General features: G+C 50.7%; 13 protein-coding genes and 1 pseudogene. 6 read left to right on the forward strand and 8 right to left on the reverse strand.

Going from position 1 to position 12,764, the window contains the following annotated elements; translation table 11 throughout:
• Positions 1-833: pseudogene (locus TY10_RS10065) on the reverse strand (ABC transporter permease); the annotation flags it as partial.
• A gap of 298 nt (positions 834-1,131) precedes the next feature.
• Between TY10_RS10065 and TY10_RS10070 the strand changes: the two are divergent.
• The gene (locus TY10_RS10070; RefSeq protein WP_238327531.1) at positions 1,132-1,629 is read left to right on the forward strand and encodes a C40 family peptidase; all 498 of its coding nucleotides are present in this window, start codon (positions 1,132-1,134) and stop codon (positions 1,627-1,629) included.
• 696 nt (positions 1,630-2,325) lie between these two features.
• Here TY10_RS10070 and TY10_RS10075 read toward each other — a convergent pair.
• Positions 2,326-2,826, reverse strand: a complete 501-nt coding sequence (locus TY10_RS10075; protein WP_042162908.1) for an NUDIX hydrolase — start codon at positions 2,824-2,826, stop codon at positions 2,326-2,328.
• A gap of 86 nt (positions 2,827-2,912) precedes the next feature.
• Positions 2,913-3,845, reverse strand: coding sequence for a manganese-dependent inorganic pyrophosphatase (locus TY10_RS10080; protein ID WP_042162909.1), 933 nt, complete (start codon positions 3,843-3,845; stop codon positions 2,913-2,915).
• Between the two features lie 248 nt (positions 3,846-4,093).
• On the opposite strand from TY10_RS10080, the gene TY10_RS10085 reads away from it, so the two are divergent.
• Positions 4,094-4,870 carry a Cof-type HAD-IIB family hydrolase gene (locus TY10_RS10085; RefSeq protein ID WP_042162910.1) on the forward strand — a complete coding sequence of 259 codons (777 nt, stop codon included), beginning with the start codon at positions 4,094-4,096 and terminating at the stop codon, positions 4,868-4,870.
• A gap of 5 nt (positions 4,871-4,875) precedes the next feature.
• Here the strand turns inward: TY10_RS10085 and TY10_RS10090 are convergent, their stop codons facing one another.
• Positions 4,876-5,658: an SDR family NAD(P)-dependent oxidoreductase gene (locus TY10_RS10090; protein ID WP_042162911.1), complete on the reverse strand. Its 783-nt coding sequence runs from the start codon at positions 5,656-5,658 to the stop codon at positions 4,876-4,878.
• Between the two features lie 71 nt (positions 5,659-5,729).
• On the opposite strand from TY10_RS10090, the gene TY10_RS10095 reads away from it, so the two are divergent.
• Positions 5,730-6,596, forward strand: a complete 867-nt coding sequence (locus TY10_RS10095) for a VOC family protein (protein ID WP_042162912.1) — start codon at positions 5,730-5,732, stop codon at positions 6,594-6,596.
• A 31-nt stretch (positions 6,597-6,627) separates the two neighbouring features.
• A complete protein-coding gene (locus TY10_RS10100; RefSeq protein ID WP_042162913.1) occupies positions 6,628-7,320 on the forward strand; it encodes a metal-dependent hydrolase in 693 nt (230 codons plus the stop codon).
• An 83-nt stretch (positions 7,321-7,403) separates the two neighbouring features.
• Here TY10_RS10100 and TY10_RS10105 read toward each other — a convergent pair whose 3' ends face one another.
• From TY10_RS10105 to TY10_RS10120, 4 genes are all read right to left on the reverse strand, one after another.
• Entirely contained in the window at positions 7,404-8,045 is a 642-nt protein-coding gene (locus TY10_RS10105; RefSeq protein ID WP_042162914.1) for an NAD(P)-dependent oxidoreductase, read from the reverse strand.
• A gap of 88 nt (positions 8,046-8,133) precedes the next feature.
• On the reverse strand, positions 8,134-9,807 hold the full coding sequence (locus tag TY10_RS10110) for an ABC1 kinase family protein (RefSeq protein ID WP_042162915.1): 1,674 nt from the start codon (positions 9,805-9,807) through the stop codon (positions 8,134-8,136).
• 8 nt (positions 9,808-9,815) lie between these two features.
• On the reverse strand, positions 9,816-10,112 hold the full coding sequence (locus tag TY10_RS10115) for a phasin family protein (protein WP_042162916.1): 297 nt from the start codon (positions 10,110-10,112) through the stop codon (positions 9,816-9,818).
• A gap of 123 nt (positions 10,113-10,235) precedes the next feature.
• Positions 10,236-11,132, reverse strand: coding sequence for an ATP-dependent DNA ligase (locus TY10_RS10120; protein WP_052350463.1), 897 nt, complete (start codon positions 11,130-11,132; stop codon positions 10,236-10,238).
• A gap of 133 nt (positions 11,133-11,265) precedes the next feature.
• On the opposite strand from TY10_RS10120, the gene TY10_RS10125 reads away from it, so the two are divergent.
• Together TY10_RS10125 and fabV are read left to right on the forward strand one after the other, a co-directional pair.
• Positions 11,266-11,475, forward strand: a complete 210-nt coding sequence (locus TY10_RS10125; RefSeq protein WP_155985792.1) for an alpha/beta-type small acid-soluble spore protein — start codon at positions 11,266-11,268, stop codon at positions 11,473-11,475.
• 192 nt (positions 11,476-11,667) lie between these two features.
• Positions 11,668-12,764, forward strand: a 1,097-nt coding sequence (gene fabV / locus TY10_RS10130) for an enoyl-ACP reductase FabV (RefSeq protein ID WP_042162918.1), incomplete at its 3' end; no start/stop codon positions are given.

Raw genomic sequence — 12,764 nt, forward strand, 5'->3', positions numbered from 1 at the left:
ATTGAATGAATGCCATCAGCGAGCCGATCTCAAGATCACCGTTGTCGATCCGATGTCCGCCGAAGGCAAGAATAGCAACAGTCGCCAGATTCATGACTAACATCATAAGCGGCATCATAAACGCCATAATTTTATTCACTCTCACCGCAGTATCGGTGACGTCTGTATTCGCTGCATCGAATCTGCGGTTCTCATGCTCAATCCGGTCAAATGAGCGGATGACCCGAATGCCGGTCAAGCTTTCACGAAGTACGAGATTCAATTTATCGAGCATTTTTCTGCATCGCTTTGAACAATGGTGTCGCTTTGCGTACAACCGCGAATATCGCTCCAGCCAATACCGGAAGCACAACGACGAGAACCAGTGACAGCTTCGCATCTTTAGATACAGCCATAATAATACCGCCGATACACATCATTGGCGCCATTACCATCATCCGAAGAATCATAATAAGCACCTGCTGAACCTGCGTAATATCGTTTGTAGTACGTGTAATCAGCGATGCAGTGCCCAGTTTGTCGAACTCCTGCAGCGAATAATTCTCGACTTGGCTGAATACGCTGGTGCGGACCAGCTTGCCGAAGCCTGATGCAGCTTTGGCTGAGAAATAACTGGCCGCAATAGAACATATGCCCCCGCCAGCGGCAACTAATAGCATGAAACCGCCTATTTTCCAAATGTACGACTTGTCGCCTTGACTCACACCTTTATCGACGATGTCTGCCATAAGCGTTGGCAAATACAAATCAGCGAGCGTCTGCAAAAACACAAAAACAAGGACGAGCGCAACGAATAACCGGTAACGCTTCAGAAACCGAAAAAGCTTCAACATTCACCATCATCTCCAACGCATTCGTTATCGTGCTAACCAAATAGTTTACTTCTAAAGTAATGAGCATTCTGATTATAAATCTCCCCTAATCTGCGAGTCAACGCAAAATGAGATTATTAAGTTGCATTGATGAGTATATTCTCATTTATTTCTCATAAAGCGGAATTCAACCGTGAAAGCGTGCTATTTCTCTCTAATTGTGGAATTTGGGGGTGTTTTAAATGTGTTATAGTTGTTTTCGTCGAGATGAAACCTCAAATTCGAATAAATAAGAAGGCGAAAGGACACTTTACAACTTATGAAAACAACTAAACTTCACGGCCTCAAGAAAATATGGAAATTGACACTTTGCACAACGATCGCAGCATCTGCTTTGGCGCTTGGCGCTTTGACTGACCGCGCAGCAGCAGCTACGCCTGAAACTCTTGCTTTGATTGATAACGGTAAAAACTTCATCGGTACCCCTTATAAATACGGAGCGCCTGTTGGCATTACATATGCTTTCGATTGCTCGTCGTTTACGCAATACATGTTCGCAGGACTCGACGTCGACCTGCCTCGCACAGCTAGCAGCCAGGCCTCGATTGGCAACAAAGTTGCCAAGACGGAGCTTAGCGTCGGAGATCTTGTCTTCTTTAAAACAAATGGCAAGTCGATCAGCCACGTTGCGATCTATGCCGGTTCAAGCAAAATTTTGCATAGCTCCAGCAGCCAAGGCGTAACGATCTCCAACATGGACAGCGCTTATTGGAAAAAAGTATTACGTAACAGCACGCCGTGTAATCAGCTAAGCTAATAAAAAATGGCAGCCGATGGCTGCCGTTTCAAGTTGAAGTGTCGAGGAGGCTTAGAAGCCTTATCGGCACTTTTATTTTTTTCGAGACAAATGCAGATTCTCACTGCCTGCATGGGATACAAGCGAATATATGGTAGTGCTTACCGAATGGAAAACCTTGCTCATAGCTTGTTATATAAACAACAAAATGTAAAAGTACATTCTGATGGGTACAAAAGCACCCAAAATCGCGATCAAAATGTATAAATACATTTGAAATCCTTCTAAAACGCCATTTCTGGCCTGCTCAAACCAATCAGCCTGCACTTTTGCATTTTGATCCATCGATATTGAACGAAACAAAATGCAGTTTTACATTTTGTTTCGTTACAGCTTTGGAAAACCTGACTCACAGCATATAAATGACGTTTCCATAAGGCCAGAATGACGCAAACATTCATACAGGTTTATATGATCAATTTTGCTTGTAGGAGCAAGTTAACCTCTCCTGACTAGCAACAAGGGCGCATGTGACAAAGCATGCAGAGGGCTGCAAGAAAGCTCAGCCTGTCCCGGTAAAGCTCGCTCCATACAACAGAAAAAGCTGCCGAGAGCTTGTCTCGACAGCTTGTATCAATGCTATGCGTTAATTAATATAGGAACTCTCACCTTGTTTGCCAAGTCATGCTAGGTCGGGCCGAATCAGCCAGGGTCAGGTCAATTTTGAAGCTTGGCGAGCGCAGCTCCCATAATAGCCTCATATACCGGATGCCAGTTCGGATAATAGTCTGGAACGGCTCCCGATTCAACAAACGTCCGGCTTGCCGACTCAAACTCCCCGTCGAATGGCAGTACTTTGGTTATACGCATGACGTAAAATACCTGATAACCAACTTTGGGATAGGGACTGTCCTCGCTCCAGCCGGGGTTATCGCTATGATCTACCGTTACAGAGCCAAGCAACTGCAAGTCTCCCTCAACATAGCCTTCCTCCAGCGCTTCTCTTCTAAACGCGGCCTCCGGCGTCTCGCCGTGCTCCAGATGACCGCCGGGGAAATCCCAGCCGCGATGCTTCAGATCGACCAGCATGAACCGGTCGGCCGCATCGAAGCAAAAACCGTGCACGCTCGTTATTAGCTCCCGGGGCGGCAGCGTCTCTTCCTCCTTCCAGCTTAACTCGACGGTGGATGCTCCCCATTGTACGGTGCAGCGTGTCATTATCTCCCCTCCTGAATGCCAAAGAAGGCCCTCCTCTAATGCAATCGGAAGGCCTTCTTCATTAATATAGTTATGAATGTGCTGGATTACAGGCTGCTCAGCGTCTCAGTCAATACTGGAACGATTTGCGATTTGCGGGAAACGACGCCTTTCAGTACCGCTTTGTTGTCGGCAAGCGTAACGTTGTACGCTTTCTCAACAGCAGAAGCTTTGCTGCCCAGTGACAGGGCAACGGAATCGCTGTTCAAAATATCCGTTACGACAAATACGAACAGGTCAAGGCCTTTAGCTGCGATAATGCCGTTCAGCGCTTGCTCAATCTCAGCTTGGCGAACGAGCACGTCATTTGTGTCCACCGCGTTAACTTGCGCGATTTCCACTTTGTAGCTGCCCATCGAAAATTCTTTCGCGTCCAGCGAGATCAATTGCTCAATCGTTTTGTCGCGAAGATCCGCGCCCGCTTTCAGCATTTCAAGGCCGTATACTTCTGCATCAACGCCAGCGATTGCAGCAAGCTCTTTGGCAGCCGCAACGTCCTGCTCTGTGCAAGTCGGCGATTTGAACAGCAAGGAATCGGAAATGATAGCGGAGAGCATCAAGCCTGCGATTTCTTTCGTGATTGCTACTCCATTCTCTTTGTACAATTTATTAAGGATCGTAGCTGTGCAGCCAACAGGCTCCGCACGGAAGTAGAGCGGCTGAGCCGTCTCAAAATTCGCAATACGGTGATGGTCGATGACTTCCGCTACACGAACTTTATCGATATCGGATACGCTTTGCTGGCGCTCATTGTGGTCGACGAGAATGACATTATTCACTTCGTTCGACACCGTCTCAACCAGACGAGGCGCTTCCGTTTTAAAGTAATCAAGCGCATATTGCGTTTCACCGTTTACGTCGCCAAGGCGAACCGGCTCCACATCAAAGCCAAGCTTCGTTTTCAAATCCGCATAAGCAATCGCAGAACAAATTGTATCTGTATCCGGATTTTTATGCCCGAAAATCAATGTTTTTTCCATCGTGCATTCTCCTTAACCTTCGTATATTCGGGGAGGCCTGTTGGGACGGAGCTCCTCCGTATCGAAATCTCAACTAAGATTATAGCGCATAATTAGGTATGTTCCTATTCCTTTACAGAGATTTGTTGTAAATTTATGTTGAAAAAAAGCCTTTGTCCTTGCCTAATCCGCCGGGCCGATGGTATAGTACGACAAAACGGGCATGTACGGCACCCCCATCTTTAGACATGCAGAACAGGAGCACTATCATGGCTTATAAAATCGCATTTTTCGACATCGACGGCACTCTCGTCAATGAAGTGAAAGAAATTCCGCAGGACACGATTGAGGCAATCCGTGAGCTGCAGGCAACCGGCGTAGAAGCCGTTATTGCAACCGGCAGAGCGCCTTACTTCTTCGCCCCGATTGCAGAAAAGCTGGGCATCGACTCTTATGTCAGCCTGAACGGCGCTTATGTCGTCTATAAGGGCAAACCGATCTTTCACAATCCTATTCCGCGCGAGCATCTGGAGGCACTCGTCGGCCATGCCGACAAGAACGGCCATTCCCTCGTCTTCGAAGGCAGCAGCGCATTCTACTCGAACACCGAGGACCATCCTCATATGCTGGATTCCGTCCGCTCATTGCGGGTCGACCTTCCGGGCTATGATCCTGATTTCTGGAAAAAAGAAGACGTCTACCAAGCCTTCCTTCATTGCGCTTCGGAAGACGAGCACTTATATGAGGGCGCAGTTCCGAATTTGCGTCTGATCCGCTGGCATAAGTCGGCCATGGACGTATTGACAAGCGACGGCTCCAAGGCGCTTGGCATTGAAGCGCTTCTCAAGCTGGTCGGCATTGCTCCTGAGGAAGCGATCGCTTTCGGCGACGGGCTGAACGACAAAGAAATGCTGCAAGCCGTTGGACTTGGCATTGCGATGGGCAATTCCCATGAAGAGCTCAAGCCTTATGCCGACTACATCACTTCGCATGTAGATGAAGGCGGCATCCGCAAAGGTCTGCAGTATGCCGGCCTTATCAAGTAAAACCATTACAATACGGCTGCTTTCCCTCCGTCAATGTTGACGGAAGTGCCGGTCACATACGAGGCCGCGTCCGAGACCAGAAAGGCGATAACATTCGCCGCTTCCTCGGCGCGGCCTATTCGTTTGAGCGGAATGTCATGCTGCGGCAGCTCGGCGAATTGCTCCCAAGTCAGCTCCGGGCGCGACGCTTGCCAGCCCCGTTCGATTTGCGCACTGCGGATCAAGCCTATACATACGGCATTAACGCGGATGCCATCGGCCGCCAAATCCTTGCTCATCGCCTTCGTCAAAGCAAGACCTGCGGCGCGGCTGACCGATGTTGGCAGCGAGGACCCGGATGGCGTTTTGCCGCCAACAGCCGTTACATTAACAATCGCACCGCCGCCAGCGGAGCGTAAATGAGGCAGTGCAGCGCGAGCACAATGCACAGCGCCGAACAGCTTCAAATCCAGGTCGGACGACCAGTCCTCCGTTTCAACCTGCTCGAACGGCCTCGCAGCCGCTGTACCTGCGTTGTTAACCAATATATGAAGCCCGCCGAAACGTTCTGCCGTCAGAGCGACGGCTCGTTCACACTGTTCCTTCTCCGATACGTCGGCTGCCACATAGAACGGCTCCGTCCCCGATTGCTCGGCAATTTGCCGGGCTGCCTCCTTCAATTGCGATTCATCCCGCGCCACGATTGCAACGTTAGCGCCTTCCTTAGCCAGCAGCACCGCAGTTGCCAGTCCAATTCCTTTGCTGCCTCCCGTAATGATTGCCGTTTTTCCTTTCAGCCCCAGATCCATCTATGTATCGCCTCCTTGTTTTTATAGTAGAATAGTAACATAAACAAGTTTAACTATTAAGGAGGGATTGCATGACGGATTACCATATTCCTGACAATACCGTTCTCGGAGCCGTTAAGCTAAAAATCAGCGACCTTAACCGCTCTATTGCTTTTTACGAGGAAATCGTCGGTTTAAAGGTAACCGAACGAACGGCAACGACAGCCAGCCTGTCCGTCGAGGGCGGAGATCCGCTCGTTCTGCTGGAGCAAATCCCGAATGCCGTCATTACACCTCCCCGCCGCAGAACGGCGGGACTGTATCACTTTGCGATCCTGCTGCCTAACCGCGAGTCACTTGGACAAACGCTCAGGCGTCTTATCGCCTCGGGAATCGCAATCGGGCAAGCGGATCATCTCGTTAGCGAAGCGCTCTATATTTCCGATCCTGACAACAACGGCATCGAGATCTATGCCGATCGGCCTCGCAGCCAGTGGAAGAAGGATGCCCGCGGCGATTATGTGATGGCCACCGACCCGATCGACTGGGAGGGGCTGCTTGCTGCTGCAGCTGAGCTGCCGGAGCATGATTTGCCTTCCGGCACGATCATCGGCCATGTTCACCTGCATACGGTCGGACTGCCGGAATCGCGGGCTTTTTATCATAATCTGCTAGGCTTCGAGATTGTCGGCGATTACGCCGCGATGCGTGCTCTATTCGTAGCTGCCGGCGGATACCACCATCATCTTGGCTTAAACATTTGGGCAGGGATCGGCGCTCCTCCTCCTGAGGAAGACATGACCGGTCTCGATTATTTCACGATCATTTACCCGACTAACGAGACGCTGACGACAGCAATGCAACGATTGCAGGAGAATGGCGCTCCGGTGGAGCAGACCAGCAATGGTCATTTTGTAACCGATCCTTCCGGCATTCGAATCCGGCTGACCTCTAATTAACTTTTACGATACGAAAAGGAGATGTTCTAAAATGAAAATTACTTACCATGGCCATTCCTGTGTGCAATTGACGACGGAGGCGGGCAAATCGCTCGTCATCGATCCCTTTCTCCGCGGCAACGAGCTTGCTGTTGCCAAGCCCGAAGATATTCAAATCGATGCCATACTGCTGACGCATGCCCATATGGATCATATCCTCGACGCTGAGCCGATCTCCAAGGCTAACAACGCTCCAATTGTTGCGAATGTCGAGCTTGCTACCTATTTGTCGTGGAAGGAGCTGCAAACAATTGGCATGAACTTGGGCGGCACCATCGACCTCGGCTTCGCCAAAGCGAAAATGGTACAAGCTTTCCACAGCTCGGGCATTACGCTGGCTGACGAGCAGCGGATTATTTATGGCGGCATGCCGGGCGGCTACGTCATTCAAATTGACGGAAAAACCATTCTCCACGCCGGAGATACCGCTTTGTTCGGCGATATGAAGATGATCGGCGACCGCCACGATATCGATGTCGCCTTCATTCCAATCGGCGACCATTTCACAATGGGTCCGGAAGATGCACTGCAAGCGGCGGAATGGTACGGCGCCAAGCTCGTCATTCCGGTTCATTACGATTCCTTCCCGGTTATCCGCCAGGATGCGCAGCATTATGTCAGCCAGTTGGAGACCAAAGGCTTGGCGGGAAAGGTACTGCAGCCGGGCGAATCGCTGGTTATTTAATTTTACCCTCTCACTCCAACATCAAAACAGGCAGCAGGAAGGGGCGTTCGCCTCTCCTGCTGCCTGTTTGTTCATTCAGCCGATTAATCTCTTTCCGACACGACCGTAAACCGTTCATTAATATGCTGCGGATTCTCGATCTCATCCACAATAGCGATCGCATAATCTTCATAGCTTACATAACTGTCGCCCTTCTCATTGACGAGCAGAAATTCCGTTCCTTTTTTATAGCTGCCTGTCCGTTTGCCTAAAGCAAACTCAGCAGACGGGCTCACAAACGTCCACTTTATGCTGTGGTTGCCGCGAAGAATATCCAGGTTTTTCGCCTGGTTGGAGGCCGTTGCGAAGAACATTTCCGGAAATCCTGGCGTATCCACGACCCGGGTCGTTTTCTCAGGATCGACATACAGGCTTCCTGCACCGCCTACGACGATCAGTCTCAAATGTCCGTTGCCCTTCTCAATTGCTTCGATCAGAACATTTCCTGCCTCGACATGAAGATGCTCTTCCCCAAGCGGGGCTGCAAATGCATTGACAACTATATCGAATGAATTCAGGTCATCTGCCGTCAAAGCGAAGACATCCTTCTCCAGCACGGCTGCTCCTGACGCATCCAGCTTTGATGCATTTCTCACAATCGCCGTAACCTCATGTCCTCTGTCCAGCGCTTCTTTTACGATATTGCTGCCCGCTTTGCCGGCGGCACCGATAACTGCTATTTTCATGATGAAAGCCTCCTATGTGAATGGAATCGAACTACATGTAACAATAATAGTTACAAGTTGATCAAGTGTCAACCCTATTCCTGCATGTTCAAAATCGGCCAGAACGAAAAATAGCGTAAATTATCCAGACAAATAGCAAGGAGGCTACGCCAAAGCCAATTTCAATTGCCGGAATATTCCACAGAACATTGTCCTGATGGCGCAGGGATGAACCGATAATCAATCCGACCATAATGATGCTGAAGGACAGCAGAACAATGCTTAGGGACAGCCGGTTGCTGATCTGATCCATTTTCCGCAAAAACTCCCCAAGCTCCGGAACCGTTATTTCCAGACCAAACCTGCCTCTGCGCAAAGCAGCCAGCAGCTTGCGGGCACCGGAAGGCACGTCAGAAGCAATTGCTGCAAATTCCGAAATCTCCTCCACCCACTCACTGGCCAGCACACGGATGTTGAACCGTTCCAGAAACAGCTGGCGGCCGATCGGCTCGGCAACGTCGAAGACGCTGAAGTCCGGGTCGAGCATCGTTACGACACCTTCCATCGTCAGAAACGTTTTGCCAAGCAGGGTCAGCTCGGCAGGAAGGCGGATCTGATGGCGGCGCGCCAGCATAAACAGATCATTCACAGACTCGCCGAGGCTCACCTGACTGAGGGGTACTTTATAATATTTGTCCCGCAGCTCGTCGACATCGGTACGGAGCAGCTCCCTGTCGACCTGATCGGGTATAAATCCCATTCCTGATATGGCGCGAATGACGCCATTCGTGCTCTGGTTGCGGAGGGCGATTACTAATGCGCCGAACTGGCGTTTCCGCTCCGGGCCTAGTCTCCCCACCATCCCGAAATCCAGAAAAGCGAGGTCTCCGTTCGCCATCACCAGTACGTTGCCTGGATGAGGATCGCCGTGAAAAAGTCCATCCGATAATACCTGATGCAGAATCGCTTCGGCATACTTTTCCGCAATGGTCCGTACATGATGGCCCGCTTCTTGCAGACTTTCCTTGTTGGATAGCTTAATACCCTCCAGAAACTCCATCGTCAGTACCTTCTTGGACGAGAGCTCACCATAGACAGACGGAATGCGCAAGCCGTTGTACTTGCTGGCATAGGCTGCGAAACGATCCGCATTACGGGCTTCTTTCTCATAATCGAGCTCGGTCCGGATTGCCTTTGCCAGCTCCTCCACCATCTCGCGAATTTGATATTGCCGCGCCCACTCCAGCCGGTGTTCTGCCATTCTGGCCAGCTCGATTAAAATATCAAGATCCGTCTCGATCTGCCTAATAATCTTCGGACGCTGCACTTTAACTGCCACTGCCTTGCCGTTATTCAGCACCGCCTGATAGACTTGCCCGATGGAAGCCGATGCAATCGGCGTCTCGTGAAATGAAGCATACAGGACGCCAATCGGCGCGCCAAGCTCCTGCTCGATAATATGTACGGCATCTTCGTAGGCAAAAGGCGGCACCTGATCCTGCAGCCGCTCTAATTCGCCAATAAGACTGGCAGGGATAAGATCGGCCCTTGTGCTGGCAAGCTGCCCCAGTTTGACAAAGGTGGGCCCCAGCTCCTCCAGAAACGACCGGAGCCGCTCGCCTACCGATCGTCTGCGCATTTCATGCGTATCCTGGTCTCCGCGAGCTAGAATAATATCAGGCAGCCCCAGATCTTTGGCTATATAACCGAAGCCATTCCGAAGCAGGGCAAGTCCGATTTGCCGGTATCGCTTCAAACGGCGCAGCTTGCTCCCTATACTCATGGCGCTGCTCAGCTATCCGTGGATTCACGGCGCTCCAGCGCTTCCAGACGCTGCTCCAAGTGCTCCGGCTTTTCCCTATCGGACGGATTATGAACGATGGATTGAATTTTTTCCCGAACTGTCGATTCCAGCTGTTTTCGCGTTTCATTGCCTTTCTCTACCAGTTTCTCAACATACGCAGAAGATTCGGATTTGCCCGCCTCCCCTTTTTTCACAAACTCGTCTACAAGCTTCTCCACTTGCTCTTTGCCAGTAGCAGCCAATCCGATTCCCAGCGATACGGCTTTATCCAAATGATCCTTCATCGACGCCAACTCCTCGTAGTTGTTTTATTACCAGTTTGCGCAGTTTGGCTAAAATAAGTCTTTTAATTTTTTCATGCGGCAGTGGAACGGATGGGCTGAATAAAAAAAAGCACATAAAACGGTTTATCCGTTCCATGCGCTTATGCTTCTCATTCTTCTGCCGCTCCCGCTAGAGGTCGAGTTCAATTCCACTACCTCTCCGCCTATAAGCCGGCTATCCCTTCTTCGGCTAATATATTTCAACGAAGCCATCATACCAGGCTTCACATATACGAAATCGCGATCCTCACCCATTCGCGTACCCGAAGCCTCCAGCTGTGCTCTAAGCGGTCCGCTCCACCCCGCTTCAACGACGGTCCGCTGCCCGGCTGAAGAGTTAACGAGCAGACCTGGACGATGCTTCCGCCAGCCGAGAACTGCGGCTTGCTCTATTTTATAATTCAGAACCTGAATCCAGTCCCCGCTTTTCCCAGCGGCATACATTCCGTCCGACCGTTTGCAAGCAATGCCCTCCAGCTTCAGCTGCTGCGCGACCTCATACATCTTGCGTCCTTCGCCTTCAATATAAGGCATGGAGCAGTACCGGCTGTTCGGCAGCAGCACTTCCTCCAGCAGACGTTTCCTCTCCCGCAGCGGTCTGCTCCGCAAATCCGTTCCATCGTAATAGAGAATATCAAATACGTAGAAACGAAGAGGCGTTGCTTTCATTGCATCCCGGATACGGGGCTGCTTCTTCAACTGATACCGATCAATCAGCCTGTCGAACTGGAACTCGCCGCTGGCAGCATCCAAATAAGCAACCTCACCGTCGAGTACAACGTCAGCAGGCTGCTTTAAAGGCACATTCAGCAGTTCAGGATATTGCAGCGTCACTTCATTCCCGTGCCGGGTGAACAGGCGGGCTCGGTTGCCAATGAACGAAAGCTGAACCCGCTGTCCGTCAATCAGCGGTTCAAACAGATAGTCCGGATCGTCAAACGCATCCTCCCGATGCGCCATCAGCATCGGCTCCATAAACATGATCCGCTCACCTCTTCTCTAATACGATTTTAGCACGGCTATACCCTAGAGGCGTTCGGTAAATTTAGCCGAATTTGACGAATAATCCTTTTTTCACATTCGCATAATAAGAGCAAGAAGGGGGTTGAACACAATGGCAAGAAGTCAGAATCAATTGCAAGTGCCGCAAGCGCGCGCTGCGCTGGAGCAGCTTAAATACGAAGTTGCCCAAGAGCTGGGCATTCAGCTTCCGGCAGACGGATATTACGGCAATATGACGACTCGCGACATGGGCTCCATCGGCGGTACCATTACGAAACGGCTCGTTATGATGGCCGAACAGCAGCTCGCTGGTCGAATCTAGACGCATATTCCAAGCCAGCAGGGCTGTCCCGAAGCGGAGCGATCCGTTCGTCAGGGAGCAGCCCTATTTTATTTTATAGGAAGTTGGCGGCGCTTTACTTCCATTTAGCGTTAAAAATCGGTAAAATGGGATAGAAGTTGTCCTCATCATGCAGCTACATACGAAACTTTAAATCAGAGAGGAATATCTCATATGATCATTCAACCGAAAACTCGCGGATTTATTTGCACAACAGCTCATCCTGAAGGCTGTGCGAAGCAAGTTCAGCGTCAAATCGACTATGTAAAAGCACAACCAGCAATTGAAGGCATTCAAAACGTTCTCGTTATCGGCGCGTCGACCGGCTACGGCTTGGCTTCCCGCATCGTGTCCTCGTTTGCAGGCGGAGCTAACACAATTGGCGTATACTTTGACAAAGCGGCTGAAGGTGCCCGTACAGCATCCGCAGGCTGGTATAACTCTGCTGCGTTCGAACAAGCGGCGGAGCAAGCTGGCGTTAAATCGTACAGCATTGTAGGCGATGCATTCTCCGATGAAATTAAAGCGAAAACGATCGACTTGATCCGTACAGAGCTGGGCAAAATCGATCTGGTCGTATACAGCGTAGCTTCTCCGCGCCGTACACATCCAAAGACAGGAGAAACCTTCGCTTCCGTCATCAAGCCGATTGGCGAAACCTACTCCAATAAAACAGTCAACTTCCACAGCGGCGAGGTAACGACAGCTGTTATCGAACCGGCAACGGAAGAGGAAATCCGTCAGACGATTGCCGTAATGGGCGGCGAAGACTGGCAGATGTGGATTGACGAGCTGCAGCAAGCTGGCGCGCTTTCCGATAACGCTACAACCGTTGCATATTCCTATATCGGACCGGAAATTACGCATGCCGTATACCGCGAAGGCACGATCGGCAGCGCGAAAAACGACCTGGAAGCGACAGCTCAGCGTTTGAATACGCAGCTGTCTGCTAATGGCGGCCGTGCATATGTATCCGTGAACAAAGCGCTCGTAACGCAATCGAGCTCCGCTATTCCAGTTGTACCGCTGTATATTTCGGCCTTGTACAAAGTGATGAAAGAGAAAGGCATTCACGAGGGCTGCATCGAGCAGATGTACCGTCTGTTCTCGGACCGTCTCTATGGCAAAGGAGAAACGGCTGTTGATGAGCGCGGCCTGATTCGTGTTGATGATTGGGAAATGCGTCCAGAGGTTCAAGCAGAGGTAACGCAGCTGTGGGCCGATCTGTCCACAGAAAATGTATATGAGCTGTCGGATCTCGAAGGCTACCG

The organism is Paenibacillus gorillae (assembly GCF_000513275.1).
In the GTDB taxonomy this organism is placed as follows: domain Bacteria; phylum Bacillota; class Bacilli; order Paenibacillales; family Paenibacillaceae; genus Pristimantibacillus; species Pristimantibacillus gorillae.